Here is a 19,876-nt window from a genome sequence, read left to right as displayed (position 1 = left end):
GCTGGACGCGCCGAGGTCCACGGCCGCGAAGGTCGCCTCGCTCACGCGACGACCAGCACGTCGAGCGTGCGCGGGCCGTGCACGCCCTCCACCCGGGACAGTTCGATGTCGCTGGTCGCGGACGGCCCGGACACGAACGTCAGCGGCCGGAGCGGGTCGAGCCGCTCCAGGGCGTCCGGCACGTCGGGGGCGATCTGCTCCGCCCGCACGATGATCAGGTGGTGGTCGGGCACGAGCGACAGGGCGCGCGGCCCCTGCGCGGGGCCGTGGTCCAGGATGATCGTGCCCGTCTCGGCGATCGCGGCCGCGCAGCCGGTGACCGCGCCCGCGAGGCCGTCCAGCGCGGCGACCGAGGGGTCGCGGACGAGCGGGGCGCCCGCCCCGGCCACCCACTCCGGCGGCAGGTCGGAGGGCACCCCGTACGATCCGGGCCGGGCGGCGAGGCACTCCGCGACCGCCCCCGCCACGCCGGACGGCGCGACGCGCCGCACGGTCGCGCGGTAGTCGGCGACCCGCTCCGCGAACAGGTCGAGGACGTCGCCGTCGTGGTGCCGCCGTCGGTACGCGCGGTCGATCCGGCCGTAGGACGCGGCGACCTCGGCGGCCGGACGCGTCGGCGTCACCCGCTCGATCCGGCGGAGGATCTCCTCACGTGCGCTCATTCTCCCTCGCCCCCGTTGGTCCGGGCCCACCAGGCGCGGAACGACTCGGGCGGCGGCACGGGCGCGTCCCGCGTCTCGGTCCACGCCGACAGCGGGCCGGGCAGCCGCCGGATCCGGCCGCCGCGCCCGACCAGCCTGCGGGACGCCGACGCCCCGCGCTGGGCGAGCGCGAGCCGGGTGGGGGAGCGCAGCGTCCACCCGGCCGCCGCCATCGCGACCCTTTCGAGGGGATGGCGCGGCCCCTTCTCCACCGCCCGCGCCCGCAGGTGGACGAGCACCTCGGGGATGTCGATCGCGACCGGGCACGCGTCGAAGCACGCCCCGCACAGCGACGAGGCGTAGGGGAGGGAGGCGTCGACGTCCGACCCGATGCCCCTGATCTGCGGGGACAGGATCGCGCCGATCGGCCCCGGATACGGCGAGCCGTAGGCGTGGCCGCCCGCGCGCTGGTAGACCGGGCACACGTTCAGGCACGCGGAGCAGCGGATGCAGCGCAGCGCCTGCCTGCCCACCTCGTCGGCCAGGGTCGCGGTCCTGCCGTTGTCCAGCAGCACGAGATGGAAGTCGCGGGGCCCGTCGCCCGGGTGGACGCCCGTCCACGCCGAGGTATAGGGGTTCATCCGCTCGGCCGTGGACGAGCGCGGCAGCAGTTGGAGGAACACCTCAAGGTCGCGCCAGGTCGGGACGATCTTCTCCACGCCCATCACCGAGATCAGCGTCTCGGGGAGCGTGAGGCACATCCGGCCGTTGCCCTCCGACTCCAGCACGACCAGCGTCCCGGTGTCGGCGACCGCGAAGTTCACCCCCGACACCGCGACCTTCGCCGACAGGAACTTGGCCCGCAGGTGCCGCCGCGCGGCCTCGGCGAGCGCGGCGGGGGAGTCGGTCAGCCCTTCGGGCGCGTCGTCCATCGCGCGCAGGAAGATGTCGCGGATGTCGGACCTGTTCCGGTGGATCGCCGGGACGAGGATGTGCGAGGGGCGGTCGTCCCCGAGTTGGACGATCAGCTCCGCCAGGTCGGTCTCGTGCGCGGTGATCCCCTCCCCGGCGAGGAACTCGTTCAGCCCGATCTCCTGCGTCGCCATCGACTTGACCTTGACGACCTCGCTCTCGCCGGTCGCCTTCACCAGGTCCGCGACGATGCGGTTGGCCTCGGCGGCGTCGCGCGCCCAGTGCACCGTTCCACCGGCGCCCGCGACCTTCTCCTCCAGCAGCCGCAGGTAGTGGCCGAGGTTCTCCAGCACGTGGTCCTTGATCTGGCGGCCCGCCTCGCGGAGCGCGGGCCAGTCCTCCAGCTCGGCGACCGCGTCCGCGCGCCGCCCCCGGATCGTCGTGGTCGCGCGCGCCAGGTTGGCGCGCAGCCGGGGGTCGGCCACCGCGCGCCGCGCCGCGTCCGGAAACGACGGCATCCCGACGTAGGTCGGCATCGTCATAGCGGGTCCTCCTCAGTGGACGCGAGGATCTCGGCCAGGTGCACCGTCCGGACCCCGGCGCGTGTGCGGGTGAGCGCTCCGCCGATGTGCATCAGGCACGAGTTGTCGGCCGCGCACAGCGCCCCGGCCCGCGTCTCCCGGACGGCGGTGACCTTGTCCGCGCACATCGCCGCCGACACCTCGGGGTTCTTCAGCGCGAACGTCCCGCCGAACCCGCAGCACTCCGCCGCGTCCGGCAGCTCGACCAGGTCGATGCCGCGCACCTCGCGCAGCAGCCGCAGCGGACGGTCGCCGACCCGCAGCATCCGCAGCGAGTGGCACGTGGGGTGGTAGGTGACGCGGTGCGGGAACGACGCGCCGACGTCGGTGACGCCCAGCACGTCCACCAGGAACTCCGTCAGCTCGTACACGCGGGAGGCGACCCCGGCGGCGCGCGGCGCGAGCCGCGGATGCCAGTCGCGGACCATCGCCCCGCACGACGCGGACGGCGTCACGATCGCGTCGTAGGGCCCGAACGTCTCCGCGAACCCCTTCACCAGGGGCAGGGCCTGCCGCCGGTAGCCGGTGTTCAGGTGCATCTGCCCGCAGCACGTCTGCCCGGACGGGAACTCCACGTCGTGGCCGAGCCGCCGCAGCAGCCGCACGACCGCCCTCCCCGTCCCCGGGTAGAGGGTGTCGTTCACGCAGGTCAGGAACAACGCGACCCTCACAGCGCCAACCTCACGATGCCGTCTCCCCCCTCGGACCGGCTCGACTCGCGGACGACCAGCTCCGGCTGGAACATCACCTGCTGGTGGGCATGCCCCACCGGGTCGTCGCACTCCTCCAGCAGGAGTTCGGTCGCGATCCGGCCGAGCTGGTAGGTGGGCTGCCGCACCGAGCTCAGCGGGACGGCGGCCGCCGCGGAGAACTCGATGTCGTCGTACCCGATCAGCGCGATGTCAGCCGGGACCCGGATCCCGGCCTGGAGCAGCACCCGCAGGACGCCGAGCGCGAGCAGGTCGTTCGCGCAGAAGATCGCGTCCGGCAGCGGCGCCCCGGCCTCCAGCATCCGCCGCGCCGCCTCCTGCCCGGCCCGCGCGTTCATCGCCCCGACCGGGATCTCGCGCAGCGCGTCGCGGCCGAGCCCGGCGGCGCGCAGCGCCCGCAGCGCGCCCTTGCGCCGGTCCGCGCACTGCCGCAGCACCGTCGGCCCGGTGACGAAAGCGATCGTGCGGGCGCCCGCGGCCAGCAGCTCCGCGGTGGCGAGCTCGCCGCCCGCGACGTCGTCGACGGCGACCGAGCACTGGTTCGCGCGCGGCGTCGGATGGTCGAGCAGCACCACCGGGACGTTCCGCTCGCGCAGCCGCCCGGCCGCCGCGCCGTCGTCGCCGACCGGGGTCAGCAGCACGCCGCGGACCCGCTGCTCGGCGAACACCCGCAGGTTGCGCAGCTCCCGCTCGTCCGACTCGCCGGACGAGGACAGGATCACCGCGTAGCCGCGCTCGCTCGCGGTGTCCTCGACGCCGCGGGCCACGTCGGTGAAGAACGGGTTGGCGAGGTCGAGGACCATCAGCCCGATCGTGCTGCTGTGGCCGGCGCGCAGCGTGGACGCCGACCCGTTGCGGACGAACCCGAGCTCCCGGATCGCGTCCTCGACCCGGATCCGGGTCGCCTCGGCGACCCGCTCCGGCCGGTTGAGCACGTTGGACACGGTGCCGGGCGAGACGCCGGCGTGCGCCGCGACCTGCTTGATCCCGACCGTCCCGCGCGCCGCGCCGGGACGGTCGGTGCCGTCTGTGCTCAATCTGTGTGCCCCCGGTCCGATCGCTGATATCGGCTCACTTTGGGTCATCGCATTAAAACGTGTCAACCCCGCCGACCGTGCGCTGGAGGCCGATAGGCGGGTGGCCGGTGCCGGTCGCGAACGATTTCGAAGTACTCACAGGCCCTTACTGCGCCGGGGTTTCCGGCGATCTTGGGCGACCCCGGCGGAAGATCGGCTCTTGACGGGTGCTCTGGCTCACATCTAGCGTCCTCCGCAACATCCTGTTAAAACGTTTTTCATCCCAGCGTCCTGGAGCTGCCTCCCGAGGAGGGCCCTGATGACAGCACCCGCGCGATCGGCGCCGCCGACATTGGCGCTGGTCAACGTGAGTAAATCGTTCGGCGCCGTGCGCGCCCTCCAGGACGTGACGCTGGAGCTCCACGCGGGTGAGGTGCACGCCCTGGCCGGGGAGAACGGCGCGGGCAAGTCAACGGTCGTAAAAACGTTCGCAGGCGTGCACCGGCCGGACGCGGGCGAGGTCCGCGCGGACGGCGCCGCCGTGACGTTCGGCGGCCCCGCCGACGCGCGGGCCGCCGGGGTCGCGGTCATCTACCAGGAGCCCACGCTGTTCCCGGACCTGTCGGTCGCCGAGAACATCTTCATGGGCCGCCAGCCCCGCGCCGGTCTCGGCCGGATCGACCGCCGCGCCATGCACGCGGAGACGGCGCGGCTGTTCGAGCGGCTCGGCGTCCCGCTCGACCCGCGGCAGCCCGCCCGGGGGCTGTCGATCGCCGACCAGCAGGTCGTCGAGATCGCCAAGGCCATCTCCCGGGACGCCCGGGTGCTGATCATGGACGAGCCCACCGCCGCGCTCACCGGCCAGGAGGTCGCCCGGCTGTTCGCGGTGACCCGCACGCTGCGCGAGCAGGGCTGCGCGGTGCTGTTCATCTCGCACCGGCTGGAGGAGATCTTCGAGCTGTGCCAGCGGGTCACGACGCTCCGCGACGGCGGCTTCGTCGGCACCGACCTCGTCGCCGACCTCACCCCGGACGACCTCGTCCGCCGGATGGTCGGCCGCGACCTCGACGCCCTCTACCCCAAGCAGGACGTGACGCCCGGCGAGACCGCGCTGAAGGTCCGCAGGCTGACCCGCGAGGGCGCGTTCACCGACGTGTCCTTCGACGTCCGGCGCGGCGAGATCGTCGCGCTGGCCGGGCTGGTCGGCGCCGGCCGCAGCGAGGTCGCCCGCGCGCTCTTCGGCGTCGACCGGTGGGACGCCGGGACCGTCGAGGTCGACGGCCGCGCCCTCCCGCCCGGCAGCCCCACGGCCGCGATGTCGGCGGGGCTCGCGCTCGTCCCCGAGGACCGGCGCCAGCAGGGCCTCGTCATGGGCATGTCCATCGAGCGCAACATGGGGCTCACCCAGCTCAAGGCGCTGCGCCGCGAGAGCGGGCGCGGCGGCCTGATCTCCCGCCGGGTCGAGCGGGACCGCGCCGCCGACTGGGGCCTGCGGCTCCAGCTCAAGTACTCCCGCCTCACCGACGCCGTCGGCGTCCTGTCCGGCGGCAACCAGCAGAAGGTCGTCCTCGCCAAGTGGCTCGCGACCGAGCCCGCCGTCCTGATCGTGGACGAGCCGACCCGCGGCATCGACGTCGGCACCAAGGCCGAGGTGCACCGGCTGCTGTCCGAACTGGCCGCCCACGACCTGGCGGTGCTGATGATCTCGTCCGACCTGCCGGAGGTGCTGGGCATGGCCGACCGCGTCCTCGTCATGCACGAGGGCCGCCTCACCGCCGAGATCCCGCGCGCGGACGCGACCGAGGAGACCGTGATGGCCGCCGCGACGGGCCGTCCCGGCAATGGAAAGGCGGCGTGATGACCGTACTGGCGGAGTCCCCGGCGCGGCCGGGAGCGGGCGGGCCGCCGGGCGGCGGGCGGCGGCTGGTCGAGATGGTGCTGCGCGCCCGGGAGCTGAGCATCCTCGGTGCGCTCGCCGTCCTCGTCGTCGGGACGACGATCGCGAACCCGCGCTTCCTCTCTGGGCAGGGCGTGAAGGACATCTTCCTCAACGCCTCGATCCTGGTGCTGCTCGCCGTCGGCCAGAGCATGGTGGTCGTCACCCGCAACATCGACCTGTCGGTCGGGTCCGTCGTCGGGCTCGTCGCGTTCAGCGCCGGGAGGTTCGCCTCCGGCGGCGACCGGAACATCGTGCTCGTGCTGCTGGTCGGCGTCGCGATCGGGCTGGTGTGCGGGCTGGTGAACGGGCTGCTCGTCAGCTTCTGCCGGGTGCCCGCCCTCGTCGTCACCCTCGGCACCCTGTACGTGATCCAGGGGCTCGACTACCGCATCGCGCACGGCGACCAGATCGGCGCGGCGGAGCTGCCGCCCTCGGTGCTGGAGCTCGGCAGCGACGGCGTGCTCGGCGTCCCGTACCTGCCGGTCATCACCGTCGTGGTGATGCTGGCGGTCGGGTACTACCTGAGGTCCTACTCGTCCGGACGCGAGTTCTACGCGATCGGGTCCAGCCCGGAGGCGGCGCTGCTCGCGGGCGTCCCGATCCGCCGCCGCGTCCTCACCGCGTACCTGGTCAGCGGCGCGCTCGCGGGCCTCGCCGGGGTGCTGTGGCTCGCCCGGTTCGGCACCGTCGTCGCCGACGCCGCGCACGGCTGGGAGCTCAAGGTCGTCAGCGCGGTCGTCGTCGGCGGCATCGCCATCACCGGCGGCGTCGGCACCGTGTACGGCGCGGCGCTCGGCGCGCTGCTGCTCACCACCATCGGCAGCGTGCTGGTCGTGCTCAAGGTCGACTCGTTCTGGCAGGACGCGATCACCGGCGTCCTGCTGCTGCTCGCCATCAGCGTCGACCGGCTGCTGGCGCTGCGCGTCACCCGGGCGCTCAAGCAGCGCTCCCTGGAATCCACCGCGCACAGGGAGGGACGGCCATGAGCCGCATCGGAGGCATGCTGCGCTGGGAGAGCGCCGTCACCGCCCTGCTGGTCGCGGTGTTCGCGGGGGGCGCCGGGTTCTCGCCCGACTTCGCCGGCGGCGACAACCTGTCGTTCGCCCTGGACGACCTCAGCGAGATCGCGCTGATCGCGCTGCCGATGACGCTGCTCGTCGTCTGCGGCCAGGTGGACCTGTCGGTCGCCTCGATCCTCGGCCTGTGCAGCGCCCTCACCGGCAAGCTGTGGGACGCGGGCCTCGCCATCGAGATGATCATCCCGCTGGTGCTGCTCGTCGGGGTCGGCTGCGGCCTCGTCAACGGGCTGCTCGTCACGCGGCTCGGGCTGCCGTCCCTCGCCGTCACGATCGGCACGATGACCCTCTACCGGGGCCTCGCGTACGTGACGCTCGGGACGGGCGCGATCTCCGAGTTCCCGGCCGCCTACACCGACCTCGCGACGTCGTCCGTCCCGGGCACGCCGATCCCGTACCCGATCGCGCTGTTCGCCGTGCTCGCCGCCGTGACGGGGACCGTCCTGCACGCCACCGGCGCCGGACGGTCGCTGTTCGCGATCGGCGCGCAGGAGGACGCCGCCTACTTCGCCGGCATCCGCGTGAAGCGCGCCAAGCTGGTCCTGTTCGTCGTGTCCGGGCTGGTGGCGGGGTTCGCGGGCGTCGTCTACACGCTCCGCTACGGCAGCGCACGCGCCGACAACGGCCTCGGACTCGAACTCACCGTCATCGCGGCGGTGCTGCTCGGCGGCATCGACTTCGACGGCGGCAAGGGCACGCTCGGCGGCGTGATCGCCGCCGTCCTGCTGATCGGCCTGCTCCGCAACCTGCTGATGCTCAACGACGTCTCCACCGAGGTCCAGTCGATCGTCACCGGGCTCCTGCTCATCGTCAGCGTCCTCACCCCGCGGCTGATCGCCGTGGCGCGCGAGGCCCGGGGCAGACGGCGGGGCGCGCGAACCGCGGCCGCCGCCCTGCCCTGACCCGGCGCCCGAGCCCCCCGCCGCGACCCACCCCCGGAAGAAAGAACCCTGAGAGGCACCCTGATGACCATTCGTCTGCGCGCCCCGCGGCTGGCCGCGGTCGCCACGGCCGGCGTCCTGGCCCTGAGCCTGGCCGCCTGCGGCGGGACCACGAAGGACTCCTCGTCGGCGTCCGACGCGGGCACCTCCGGCGGGACGGCGTCGGCCGACCCGAACGCGCCGCTGAAGAAGGGCCTCAAGCTGGCGTTCCTGCCGAAGCAGGTCAACAACCCCTACGAGACGATCGTCGACGACGCCGGCATCGCGGCGGCGAAGGAGTTCGGCGGCGAGGCCAAGGAGGTCGGGCCGTCCGACGCGTCGGCGTCCTCGCAGGTCTCCTACATCAACACGCTGATCCAGCAGCGGCACGACGCGATCCTCATCGCGGCGAACGACGAGAACGCGGTGTGCGGGCCGCTGAAGCAGGCGCGGTCCAAGAAGATCAAGATCGTCGCCTACGACTCCGATACCAACCCCCAGTGCCGCGACCTGTTCATCAACCAGGCCGGCTCGGAGGAGATCGGCCGCAGCGAGGTCAAGCTCCTCGCCGAGCAGCTCGGGCACGAGGGCGAGATCGCGATCCTGTCGGCGACGGCGAACGCCACGAACCAGAACACCTGGATCAAGTTCATGAAGGACGAGCTGGCGAAGCCCGAGTACTCGAAGATGAAGCTCGTCAAGGTCGCCTACGGGGACGACGACGACCAGAAGTCGTTCCAGCAGACGCAGGGCCTGCTCCAGGCGTACCCGAACCTCAAGGGCATCATCTCGCCGACCACGGTCGGCATCGCGGCGGCGGCCCGCTACATCTCCGCCTCCAAGTACAAGGGGAAGGTCGCCCTGACCGGCCTCGGCACGCCGGACCAGATGCGCAAGTTCGTCAAGGACGGCACCGTCAAGCAGTTCGAGCTGTGGGACCCGAAGAACCTCGGCTACCTCGCCTCGTACGCGGCGGCGGCGCTGTCGTCCGGGCAGATCACCGGCGCGCAGGGCGAGAGGTTCAAGGCGGGCAAGCTCGGCGAGCGCACGATCGGCGCCAACGGTGAGGTGATCCTCGGCCCGCCCACCGTCTTCGACGCCAAGAACATCGACCAGTACCACTTCTAGAAGTGAACGGGAAGCGCGTCTGCTTCCTGCTGAAGGTCAGGCAGGACCGCCTGGAGGAGTACGAGCGGCGTCACCAGGCGGTCTGGCCCGGCATGCGGGACGCCCCGCGCGACTCCGGCTGGCACAACCACTCCCTCTTCCTACGCGATGACGGCCTCCTCGTCGGCCACCTGAAGACCGACGACTTCGAGGCCGCCCGGGCGGCGATGGCCCGCACGAAGGTCAACGCCCGCCGGCAGGCGGAGATGGCGCCGTTCTACGAGGACCTCGACGGCCGTCCCGATCAGGGGATGCGGCCGCTTCCTGAGGTCTTCCACCTGGATTGAGAGGTCAAGTGCCCGTGGTTGACACCAGCGCGGTGAAGGGCGCCCTGCGCCGCCAGCAGATCGAGACCCCCTCGTGGGCGTACGGGAACTCGGGGACCAGGTTCAAGGTCTTCGCGCAGGAGGGCGTCCCGCGCACCCCGTGGGAGAAGATCGACGACGCCGCGCAGGTGCACCGGTTCACCGGCGTCGCGCCGACCGTCGCCGTCCACATTCCCTGGGACAGGGTCGATGACTACGCGGCGCTCGCCGCGCACGCCGAGGAGAGGGGGGTGCGGATCGGCGCGGTCAACACCAACGTCTTCCAGGACGACGACTACAGGCTCGGCAGCGTCACCAACCCGGATCCGGCCGTCCGCCGCAAGGCGCTCGGCCACCTCCTGGACGCCGTCGACATCATGGACGCCACCGGTTCCCGCGACCTGAAGCTGTGGTTCTCCGACGGCACGAACTACCCGGGCCAGGACGACGTCCGGACCCGCCAGGACCGGATGGCCGAGGCGCTCGCCGCCGTCTACGAGCGGCTCGGCGACGGCCAGCGCTTCCTGCTGGAGTACAAGCTGTTCGAGCCCGCGTTCTACATGACCGACCTGCCGGACTGGGGGGCGTCCTACGCGCACTGCGTGAAGCTCGGCCCGAAGGCGCAGGTCGTCGTCGACACGGGGCACCACGCTCCGGGCACGAACATCGAGTTCATCGTCGCGTTCCTGCTGCGCGAGGGGAGGCTCGGCGGGTTCGACTTCAACTCCCGCTTCTACGCCGACGACGACCTGATGGTGGGCGCGGCCGATCCGTTCCAGCTCTTCCGGATCATGTACGAGGTGGTGCGGGGCGGCGGCTACGACCCGGACACGGGGGTCGCGTTCATGCTCGACCAGTGCCACAACATCGAGCCGAAGATCCAGGGCCAGATCCGCTCGGTGATGAACGTCCAGGAGGCGACGGCGAAGGCGCTGCTCGTGGACGGCGACGCGCTCCGCGCCGCGCAGGAGGCCGGCGACGTCCTCGACGCGAACGCGGTGTTCATGGACGCCTACAACACCGACGTCCGCCCGCTGCTCGCGGAGCTGCGCGAGGAGATGGGCCTGCACCCGGACCCGGTCGCGGCGTACAGGGCGTCCGGCTACTTCGAGAAGGTCCGCGCCGAGCGGACGGCCGGCCAGGCGGCGGGATGGGGCGCGTGATGATCTCTCGAAGAGGCTTCCTCGGGGCCACGGCCGCGACCGGCGTCGCGCTCGGCGTCCCCGCCACGGCGCGGGCGGGGTCCGGCGGCGGGATGCGGGTGACCGCGCTCGACGTCCAGGACGCCCCGAACCCGCTCGGCATGGACGAGCCCGCCCCCCGGCTCGGCTGGCGACTGGTCTCGCCGCGCCAGGGTGACGCGCAGACCGCCTACCAGGTCGTGGTCTCCTCCGGGCGGGACGTCGTCTGGGACAGCGGCCGGGTCGCCTCCGCCGAGACGCGCAACATCGTGTACGGCGGTCCGGAACTGGAGCCGGGCCGCCGGTACGAGTGGAAGGTGCGCGCCTGGGACGCGGCGGGCCGCACGTCGGGATGGGGCGACCCCGGCTGGTGGGAGACGGGCGTCGGCGACTGGGGGACCGGCTGGATCTGGCCGGGTTCCACCGTCCCGGTCTGGGACGACTTCCGCCTGGAGGCCGACCTCACCGTCACCGAGCTGGCGTTCGGCCTGTTCTTCCGCGCTGACGGCGGGTCCAACGGCTACATGTGGCAGCTCTCGGAGGGGTCGCTGCTGCGGCCGCACAAGCTGGTGAACGGCGCCTGGACGGTCCTGAAGAGCGTGCCGATCCCCGTCGGCCAGGTGATCGGCACCCCGCTGAAGGTCGCGATCGACGCGCGCGGCGCCACCATCCGCACGTACGTGGACGGCGCGCTCGTGGACACCCTGTCCGACGGCACGTTCGCGTCCGGCACCGTCGGGCTGCGCACCGACGGGCGCGAGGCGGGCGTGCTGCGGCGGATCACCGTCACCGGCGGCGGCCCGCCGCTCGACGACGACCTCACCGGCGGCGCGCCCTACCGGTGGAGCGCGGGCGCGGTCGCGGACGGCGAGCTGCGGATCACCGGCGCGGTCGCCTTCCCCCGGCCGTACAACCCGCTGCTGCGCAAGGAGTTCACGCTGCGGGCGCGCCCGTCGCGGGCCCGCGCGTACATCTGCGGGCTCGGCTACCACGAGCTGTTCATCAACGGCGAGCGTGTCGGCGACCACGTGCTCGACCCGGCGTGGACCGACTACGCGCGCCGCGTCGGCTACGTCGTCCACGACGTGACGCACCACCTGGCCAAGGGGCGCAACGCGGTCGGGGTCGCGCTCGGGCGCGGCTGGTTCGCCGGGATGGGCACCGGGAAGATGGGGCCCGGCGATCCGGCGCCGGAGCCGGGCACGGGCTGGGACGGCCGCCAGCGCCTCCTGTTCCGGCTGGTCGCGGACGGTGCGGCGATCGTCGGCGACGGCACCTGGAAGACCACGCCCGGCCCGTCGTACTCGGGCGCGGTCACCCCGGACACCGAGCACTACGACGCCCGGCTGGCCGTCCCCGGCTGGTCCTCCCCGGGCTTCGACGACGCGGCCTGGACGCCCGCGAAGCCGATCCGGACCGCCGGCGTCGAGGTGCGGGCCCAGGCGATCGAGCCCATCAAGATCACCGACTCGCTCCGCCCGGTGAAGATCACCAATCCGGCGCCGGGCGTGCACGTGTACGACTTCGGCGCCAACATCGCGGGCGTCGTCCGGCTGAAGGTCCGCGGCCCGGCGGGCACCGAGGTGCGGCTGCGGCACGGCGAACGGCTCGACGCGGACGGCACCGTCCACCCCGGCGGACGCGACCAGACCGACACCTACGTGCTGAGCGGCAAGGGCACGGAGGTCTGGCAGCCGTCGTTCAGCTACAAGGGCTTCCAGTTCGTCGAGGTGCGCGGCTACCCGGGCACCCCGGGACGCGACGCGCTGCGCGCCCTGCGCCTGCACACCGCCGTCGCCGGCGCGGGCCGCTTCAGCTGCGCGAACGACCTGCTGAACCGGATCCACGAGGCCGCGCGCTCCACCCTCCTCAACAACCACGTCTCGGTGCCGACCGACGGCTCCATGGAGGAGAAGCTGCCGTGGACGGGCGACGCGGGCCTCATGGAGGACTCCGCCTTCGCCAACTACGACATGCGCCGCTTCTACACGAAATGGCTCGCCGACATCCGCGACACGCAGGGCGAGGACGGCGACATCGCCTCGTGGGCGCCGCAGCCGCGGCCGGGGTTCCGCCGGCCGTCGCCGTCCTGGGCGAACCAGTACGTCGCGACCGTGTGGAACCTGCACCGGTACTACGACGCGCCCTGGGTGCTGGCCGAGTACTACGACTCGCTCGACCGGTACGCCGCCTACGAGGCGGGTCGGCTGGACGGCAGGGGCCTCAGCACCGACGAGTGGGGCGACTACACCGCGCCGTCCGCGCAGAACGCCGCCGTGAACGCGCTGATGGGCACCGCGTACGTGCACCGGACCCACGTCCAGCTCGCGGAGATCGCCGCCGAACTGGGCAAGGACGCCGACGCGCGGCGCCTGCGCGGCAAGGCCGCCGAGCTGTCCAGCGCGTTCAACGCCGCGTACCTGGACTCCGGGCGCGGCCTGTACCGGGCCGACGACGAGTACCGGCAGACGCCGAACGTGCTGGCGCTGGCGTTCGGGCTCGTGCCGGCCGAGCACGTCGCCGCGGTGGTGGCGAACCTGGTGCGGGACGTGGCCGAGACGCGCGGCGGCCACCTCGACACCGGCGTGCTCGGCACCAAGTACCTGCTGCCGGTGCTGTGCGACCACGGCCACGCCGACCTCGCCTACCGGGTGGCGACGCAGACCACCGAGCCGAGCTGGGGGTTCTGGTTCGCCAACGGCGCGACGTCGCTGTGGGAGATGTGGCACCTCGGCTCGCGCTCGCGCGGCCACGGCTTCCTCGGCACGGTCGAGGAGTGGTTCTACCGGTACCTGGCGGGGATCGAGCCGGCCGCGCCCGGGTTCCGGCGGATCCTGATGCGCCCCTGCCTGCCCGCCGGGCTGGCCCGCGCGGAGGCGTCGATCGACACCGTCCGCGGCCGCGCCGCCGTGGGCTGGCGGCATTCGAACGGGCGGTTGGCGTTCCGCGCCGAGGTGCCGGTCGGCGCCGTGGCCGAGGTGCGCCTGCCCGCCGGCGCCGTCGCGCTGGACGGCGCGCGGCGGCTCGGCCCCGGCCGCTTCGAGGCGGGTCCGGGCATCCATCGATTCCAGGTGAGGAGAGGCCGATGACGGGCAGTCCGCCCGAGGTCGGGCAGCTGATCGAGCGCGCGCACGCGCTCGGGTCCGACCCGCGCAACACCAACTACGCCGGTGGGAACGCGTCCGCCAAGGCGGTGGTGGAGGATCCGGTGACCGCGTCGCCGGTCGAGCTGATGTGGGTGAAGGGCTCCGGCGGCGACCTGGGCACGCTGGCCGAGGAGGGGCTCGCCGTCCTGCGGCTCGACCGCCTGCGCGCGCTCGCGAACGTCTACCCGGGCGTCGAGCGCGAGGACGAGATGGTCGCCGCGTTCGACTACTGCCTGCACGGGAGGGGCGGGGCGGCGCCGTCCATCGACACCGCCATGCACGGCCTCGTGGACGCCGCGCACGTCGACCACCTGCACCCCGACTCCGGCATCGCGATCGCGACGGCGGCGGACGGGGCGGAGCTGACCCGGCGGATCTTCGGCGGCCGGGTGGCGTGGGCGCCGTGGCGGCGCCCCGGGTTCCAGCTCGGCCTGGACATCGCCGCGATCAAGGAGGCGAACCCGGAGGCGATCGGCGTCATCCTCGGCGGCCACGGCGTCACCGCGTGGGGCGCCACGAGCGAGGAGTGCGAGGCGAACTCGCTCGACATCATCCGCACCGCCGAGGCGTACATCGCCGAGCACGGCAGGGACGACCCGTTCGGCGAGGTGGTCCACCCGGCGCTCCCGGCGCGGGAGCGGCGGGCGAGGGCGGCGGCGCTGTTCCCGCTGCTGCGCGGGCTGGTGTCCACCGACCGGCGGCAGGTCGGGCACTTCACCGACTCCGATACCGTGCTCGACTTCGTCGCCCGCGCCGAGCACCCGCGGCTCGCCGCGCTCGGCACCTCCTGCCCGGACCACTTCCTGCGCACCAAGGTCGCGCCGATGGTGCTCGACCTGCCGCCGGACGCCCCGCTCGACGAAGCCAAGGCGCGCCTCCGCGAACTGCACGCCGCCTATCGCAAGGACTACGCCGCCTACTACGCGCGGCACGCCACCGCCGACTCGCCGCCGATGCGGGGCGCGGATCCGGCGATCGTGCTCGTCCCCGGCGTCGGCATGTTCTCCTTCGGCGCGGACAAGCAGACCGCGCGCGTCGCGGGCGAGTTCTACGTCAACGCGATCAACGTGATGCGCGGCGCGGAGGCGCTGTCGTCGTACGCGCCGATCCCGGAGGCGGAGAAGTTCCGCATCGAGTACTGGGAGCTGGAGGAGGCCAAGCTCCGCCGCAGGCCGGAGCCGAGGCCGCTGGCGGCGCGGATCGCGCTGGTCACCGGCGGCGGGTCCGGGATCGGCGCGGCCACCGCCCGCCGCCTGGCCGCCGAGGGCGCCTGCGTCGTCGTCGCCGACCGGGACGCCGCGGCGGCGGAGAAGGTCGCGGCGGAGATCGGCGGGTCCGCCCTGCGGCCCACCGACGCGGCCGTGCCCGCCGCCGCCGACGTGACGTCCGAGGACGAGGTCGCCGCCGCCGTCCGGGCCGCCGTCCTCGCGTTCGGCGGCGTCGACCTCGTCGTCAACAACGCCGGGCTGTCGATCTCCCGGCCGCTGCTGGAGACCAGCGCGCGGGACTGGGACCTCCAGCACGACGTCATGGCGCGCGGCTCGTTCCTCGTCTCCCGCGAGACCGCCCGCGTCATGGTCGAGCAGGCGATGGGCGGCGACGTCGTCTACATCGCGTCGAAGAACGGGGTGTTCGCCGGGCCGAACAACATCGCCTACGGCGCGGCCAAGGCCGACCAGGCGCACCAGGTCCGGCTGCTGGCCGCCGAGCTGGGCGAGCACGGGATCCGTGTCAACGGCGTCAACCCCGACGGCGTCGTCCGCGGCTCCGGGATCTTCGCGGGCGGTTGGGGCGCCGAGCGCGCCGCCGTGTACGGGGTGGAGGAGGAGCGGCTCGGCGAGTTCTACGCCCAGCGGACGCTGCTGAAACGCGAGGTGCTGCCCGAGCACGTCGCCGCCGCGGTCGCCGCCCTCACCGGCGGGGACCTGACCCACACGACCGGCCTGCACGTCCCCGTGGACGCGGGCGTCGCCGCCGCGTTCCTGCGCTGACCGCGCCCGCCGCAGACCGGTCGCCGCGGGGAGCCCGGCCGGCGGCCCGGACCGCGCGGCCGCGGCGCCCACACCGCCGCGGCCGCACCGTCCCGTCCGGGCCGCCGGCCTTCCCCGAAGGGCCGGCTCGACCGAAGGGGCGGCCCAGGGCCCCCATCCCGACGAACGACCACGAGGAGGGGACATGCCGGACGACACGCCCCGGCCGCCGGTGAAGGTCGGCCTGGTGGCGGGGGGCCTCGGCGCGTACTGGCCGCAGTTCCCCGGCCCGCTGCCGCGGCTGAGAAGGTCCGCCGAGCGCGTCGCGGACTCGTCCACGTGAACCCCTGACGGACGACGACCCGCTCCCACCTCTCGACCTTCGTTCCAACCAGCGCTGAGGAGCACGTTCATGAGCGAGTTGTCCAGGAGAAGGTTCGTCCAGGCGGGCGGGACCGCCGCCGCGGCGGTCACCGCGGGCGGCGCGATCGCCGCGCCCGCGGCCGCCGCTCCCGGCCGCGCGGCGGCGCGGACGCTGCGTCCCGCCGACCTGCGGGTCGACCACCGGCGGTCGCCGCTCGGCATCGACGCGGCGCGGCCGACGCTGGGCTGGCGGTTCGCCGCCGGGCCGCGCGACGCGGTGCAGGCGGCCTACCAGGTGCGGGTGGCGAGCACGGACGACCGGCTCGCCCGCCCCGACCTGTGGGACTCCGGCAAGGTCGCGGGCGGCGCCGTGTCCGCCGTCTACGCCGGGCGGGCGCTGCGGTCGCGTGAGCGGGCGTCCTGGCAGGTCAGGGTGTGGGACGGGCAGGGCCGCGCGTCCGCGTGGAGCGAGCCGTCCCACTTCGAGATGGGCCTGCTCGCCGCCGCGGACTGGACGGCCCGCTGGATCGGCCACCCCGCGTGGGCGGGGGAGCCGCGGCCGAAGTCCGCGACGGTCGCGTTCCCCGCCAGGACGGCGCGGTACGTCCGGCTGAACGTGACCCGGCTCGGCCTGCCGATCAAGGAGGGCTGGCCCTACAAGGTGTCGCGGCTGCAACTCGCCGAGGTGGAGGTCCGGGACGGCGCGTCCGGCGCGAACGTGGCGCTGAGGGCGGCGGTGGCCGCGTCCGAGAGCTACACCGTCGGCGGGCAGTGGGAGCCGAAGGCCGTCACCGACGGCTCGCTGACCAGCGACGACGCCCCGTTCGGCTACACGAGCATGGAGCGCCGGGACCAGGCGCTCGCCAGCCCGGTCTGGCTCAGGATCGACCTGGGGGAGGAGCGGCGGTTCGACCGCGTGGTGCTGTATCCGCGCACCGACGCCCTGACCGACGACGAGAGGACGCCCAACTTCCCCGAGGACTTCACGGTCGAGACGTCCAACGACGGCATGGCCTTCGACACGGCCGCCACGGTCAGGGGACAGGAGGCGCCGCCGCCGCTGCACCGCCTGCCGGAGGCGCTGCCCGTCTTCGAGCGCGGCTTCAGGCTGGGGAAGCGGGTGCGGACGGCCCGCCTCTACGCGACCGCGCTCGGCGTCCTGGACGTCACCGTGAACGGGCGCCCCGTCAGCGACGCCGTCCTGGAACCGCCGTACAGCACGTACAAGAAGCGGCTCGTCTACTCCGCCTACGACGTCACCGAGCTGCTGCACCGGGGCGGCAACACCGTGCGGGTCGAGCTGGGCCCGGGGATGGCGCACGTCCCGCCCACCCCCGGCCGCTACGAGAAGCTGACCCGCTCGGACGGCAAGCCCGCCTTCCTGGCCCAGCTCGACATCACCTACACCGACGGCACCCGCGAGACCGTGGCGTCGGACGCGTCCTGGCGCGCCGCGCTCGGCGCCACGACCTTCGCCAACTGGTACGGCGGCGAGGACCACGACGCCCGCCGCGTGCCCGGGGACGGCGACTGGACCGACGCGGTCGAGGTCGCGTCCCCCACCGCGAGCCTCGCCGCCCGCACGTCCCCGCCGATCGAGCCGGTCGCCGTGCTGCGCACCCGGAAGATCACGCGGCCGAAGGACGGCGTGTACGTCGTCGACCTCGGCGTGAACTTCGCCGGGTGGCCGAAGCTGCGCGTCCGCGGCCCCGCCGGGACGACGGTGACGATGCGCCCCGGCGAGCTGCTCGCCGCGGACGGCACCGTCAGCCAGCACACGACCGGCTCGCCGATCTGGGACACCTACACCCTGTCCGGGCGCGGCACCGAGACGTGGCATCCGCGGTTCGTCTACCACGGCTTCCGCTACCTGCAGCTCGAAGGGCTGCCGTCCGCACCGGACGACGGCACGGTCACCGGGATCGTGCTGCGCGCCGCGAACGAGACGGCGGGCACGTTCACCAGCTCGCACGGCCTGCTCAACGACATCCACAAGATCATCGACCGGGCCGTGCAGAGCAACATGTACTCCGTCCTGACCGACTGCCCGCACCGGGAGAAGCTCGGCTGGCTGGAGCAGGCCAACCTCGTCTTCCCCGCCGTCGCGCGCAACTACGACGTGGCCGCCTACTACGGCGACCTCGTCCGCAACATCGCCGAGGCCCAGACCGAGGACGGGCTCGTCCCCGACATCGCGCCCGAGTTCACCGTCTTCGGCGGCGGGTTCCGGGACGACCCCAACTGGGGCAACGTCATCGTGTTCGCGCCCTGGCAGATGTACCGCGCCTACGGCGACACCGCGACGCTGCACGCCTATTACCCGAACATGGTCCGCTACGTCGACTACCTGTCCCGCAAGGCGAGCGGGCACCTGCTCGACCACGGCCTCGGCGACTGGATCGCGTTCGACACCAGCACCCCGAACGGCGTCACCGCGACCTTCGGCTACCACCGGGCCGTCTCCGCGCTCGCCCGCATCGCGAAGGTCGTCGGCCGGGAAGCGGACGCCGCGAAGTACGACGCACTCGCCAAGGACATCGGCGACGCGTTCAACGCCAGATACGCCACCGGCGACACCTACGGGTCGGGCAGCCAGGCGTGCGACGCGTTCGCGCTGGACATGGGGGTCGTCCCGGCCGCGAGACGGGACGCCGTCCTCGCCCACCTCGTCGACTCGATCAAGGCGAGGGGCTACCACCTCACCGTCGGCGAGATCGCGCTGCCGTCGGTGTTCCACGTGCTGTCCGCGGCGGGACGCGACGACGTCGTCCACGCGTTCGCCACGCAGACCGGCAACCCCAGCTACGGGTACCAGGTCGTCCACGGCGCGACGTCGCTGACCGAGAACTGGGACGGGCCCACCTCCGGCCTCTCGCAGAACCACTTCATGCTCGGCGCGATCGACGAGTGGTTCCACGCCGGGCTCGCGGGCCTCGGGCAGACCGACGACTCGATCGGGTTCGAGACGCTGCTCGTCCGGCCGGCCGTCGTCGGCGACGTCACCCGCGCCGCCGCGACCTACGAGACGCCCCGCGGCCGGGCGGCGTCCTCGTGGCGGCGCACCGGCCGGAGGCTGCGGCTGGACGTGACCGTCCCGCCCGGCGCGAAGGCCCGCGTGGAGTTCCCGCTCCTCGGTGGGAACTCCAGGCCGAGCGTCCCCTCCGACGCCCGCCGGCTCGGCGTCCGGGACGGCCGAGCCCTCTTCGAGATCGGCTCCGGCGACTGGAGGTTCGAGAACACCGCGTCCTGACCGCGGAGGTTCCGGTGGGCCGCGCGGGGACTCCCCAGCGGCCCACCGCCCGGTCGATCCCCTATTCGGGCCTACACGAATCAGCGCCGGGGTCTGAAGGATGAAACCCGCCCGCGATCACGGCCGCGGCGACCGATGCGGGGCTGTATCTGGTTGGACGCGAGGCCGAAACAGGCGGCTGAGGTGGGCTTTTCCATGTATGGCCGGAAGTGCGGTCACTTTTAGTCATGGACCGTAACGGAGAAGGAGGCTTTACTGATCCAGTTCGATGCTGGACTATTGATTTTGCGGTTCCTCCCCATCTCGCCTAGCTTTTTCGCTCCCCCTGATATAACGGCCTTCTCCTCCTGGTCCCTCTCCGTCCGGCCTTCGCGACCCGTGTTTTCGTTTTGACTCCGCCCTTCTGGGACCCGTTCAGATGAAACGGGCGGGGCGCGTGTTTTGTGCTATGACCACTTCGTGTCGCCTCGTCCTCACGGTGGGGTGACTTGTAGGCATGTTCCCTGGTGCGGACGGGCGAGGGACGCGCCCTGCTTCTAAGGCTGCATGCCGACGTGCCGCCGCGTCCATTACCCCCGCCCCTCGACCTTCAAACGGGAACCTTTTTCTCCCGGTGACCCTGCCGCCTTCTTCGCTGGCGCAGCGTGCCGCCGTTGACTCTCCTCGCCATGCCCGTGCTCGCGAAAAGTGTGCTGGGTC

General features: G+C 73.0%; 14 protein-coding genes. 10 read left to right on the top strand and 4 right to left on the bottom strand.

Annotated features, from left to right (window positions below):
- Positions 1 to 41: 41 nt before the first annotated feature.
- The 4 genes from KLI87_RS34280 to KLI87_RS34265 are packed head-to-tail and all read right to left on the bottom strand — an operon-like array spanning position 42 to position 3,881.
- Complete coding sequence (locus KLI87_RS34280; RefSeq protein ID WP_214620354.1) at positions 42 to 662, bottom strand: lactate utilization protein C; 621 nt, start codon at positions 660 to 662, stop codon at positions 42 to 44.
- A complete protein-coding gene (locus KLI87_RS34275; protein ID WP_156220776.1) occupies positions 659 to 2,095 on the bottom strand; it encodes a LutB/LldF family L-lactate oxidation iron-sulfur protein in 1,437 nt (478 codons plus the stop codon). Before KLI87_RS34275 ends, KLI87_RS34280 begins: the two co-directional genes overlap by 4 nt.
- A complete protein-coding gene (locus tag KLI87_RS34270) occupies positions 2,092 to 2,805 on the bottom strand; it encodes a (Fe-S)-binding protein (RefSeq protein ID WP_214620353.1) in 714 nt (237 codons plus the stop codon). The genes KLI87_RS34275 and KLI87_RS34270 overlap by 4 nt, the downstream gene beginning before the upstream one ends.
- Positions 2,802 to 3,881 (bottom strand): LacI family DNA-binding transcriptional regulator, encoded by a 1,080-nt coding sequence (locus tag KLI87_RS34265; RefSeq protein ID WP_250904558.1) that lies wholly within the window; start codon positions 3,879 to 3,881, stop codon positions 2,802 to 2,804. Before KLI87_RS34265 ends, KLI87_RS34270 begins: the two co-directional genes overlap by 4 nt.
- 298 nt (positions 3,882 to 4,179) lie before the next feature.
- Between KLI87_RS34265 and KLI87_RS34260 the strand changes: the two genes are divergently transcribed.
- From KLI87_RS34260 to KLI87_RS34215, 10 genes are all read left to right on the top strand, one after another.
- Entirely contained in the window at positions 4,180 to 5,718 is a 1,539-nt protein-coding gene (locus KLI87_RS34260; RefSeq protein ID WP_156220774.1) for a sugar ABC transporter ATP-binding protein, read from the top strand.
- Positions 5,718 to 6,785 (top strand): ABC transporter permease, encoded by a 1,068-nt coding sequence (locus tag KLI87_RS34255; RefSeq protein WP_156220773.1) that lies wholly within the window; start codon positions 5,718 to 5,720, stop codon positions 6,783 to 6,785. Before KLI87_RS34260 ends, KLI87_RS34255 begins: the two co-directional genes overlap by 1 nt.
- Positions 6,782 to 7,777 (top strand): ABC transporter permease, encoded by a 996-nt coding sequence (locus KLI87_RS34250; RefSeq protein ID WP_214620351.1) that lies wholly within the window; start codon positions 6,782 to 6,784, stop codon positions 7,775 to 7,777. The genes KLI87_RS34255 and KLI87_RS34250 overlap by 4 nt, the downstream gene beginning before the upstream one ends.
- A gap of 63 nt (positions 7,778 to 7,840) precedes the next feature.
- Positions 7,841 to 8,923, top strand: coding sequence for a rhamnose ABC transporter substrate-binding protein (gene rhaS, locus KLI87_RS34245; RefSeq protein WP_214620350.1), 1,083 nt, complete (start codon positions 7,841 to 7,843; stop codon positions 8,921 to 8,923).
- Positions 8,924 to 8,925: 2 nt separating this feature from the next.
- Positions 8,926 to 9,249 carry an L-rhamnose mutarotase gene (locus tag KLI87_RS34240; protein WP_214620349.1) on the top strand — a complete coding sequence of 108 codons (324 nt, stop codon included), beginning with the start codon at positions 8,926 to 8,928 and terminating at the stop codon, positions 9,247 to 9,249.
- A gap of 14 nt (positions 9,250 to 9,263) precedes the next feature.
- Complete coding sequence (gene rhaI / locus KLI87_RS34235) at positions 9,264 to 10,430, top strand: L-rhamnose isomerase (RefSeq protein ID WP_214620468.1); 1,167 nt, start codon at positions 9,264 to 9,266, stop codon at positions 10,428 to 10,430.
- Positions 10,430 to 13,537, top strand: a complete 3,108-nt coding sequence (locus KLI87_RS34230; RefSeq protein ID WP_214620348.1) for an alpha-L-rhamnosidase — start codon at positions 10,430 to 10,432, stop codon at positions 13,535 to 13,537. Before rhaI ends, KLI87_RS34230 begins: the two co-directional genes overlap by 1 nt.
- Positions 13,534 to 15,585 (top strand): bifunctional aldolase/short-chain dehydrogenase, encoded by a 2,052-nt coding sequence (locus tag KLI87_RS34225; protein WP_214620347.1) that lies wholly within the window; start codon positions 13,534 to 13,536, stop codon positions 15,583 to 15,585. The genes KLI87_RS34230 and KLI87_RS34225 overlap by 4 nt, the downstream gene beginning before the upstream one ends.
- A gap of 184 nt (positions 15,586 to 15,769) precedes the next feature.
- Positions 15,770 to 15,907, top strand: coding sequence for a hypothetical protein (locus KLI87_RS34220; protein ID WP_214620479.1), 138 nt, complete (start codon positions 15,770 to 15,772; stop codon positions 15,905 to 15,907).
- 69 nt (positions 15,908 to 15,976) lie between these two features.
- Positions 15,977 to 19,177, top strand: coding sequence for a family 78 glycoside hydrolase catalytic domain (locus KLI87_RS34215; RefSeq protein ID WP_214620346.1), 3,201 nt, complete (start codon positions 15,977 to 15,979; stop codon positions 19,175 to 19,177).
- Positions 19,178 to 19,876 lie beyond the last annotated feature (699 nt).

The organism is Actinomadura sp. NEAU-AAG7 (genome assembly GCF_018603865.1).
Taxonomy (GTDB): Bacteria; Actinomycetota; Actinomycetes; order Streptosporangiales; family Streptosporangiaceae; genus Spirillospora; species Spirillospora litoris.
This window is presented reverse-complemented; position numbering and strand designations above follow the sequence as displayed.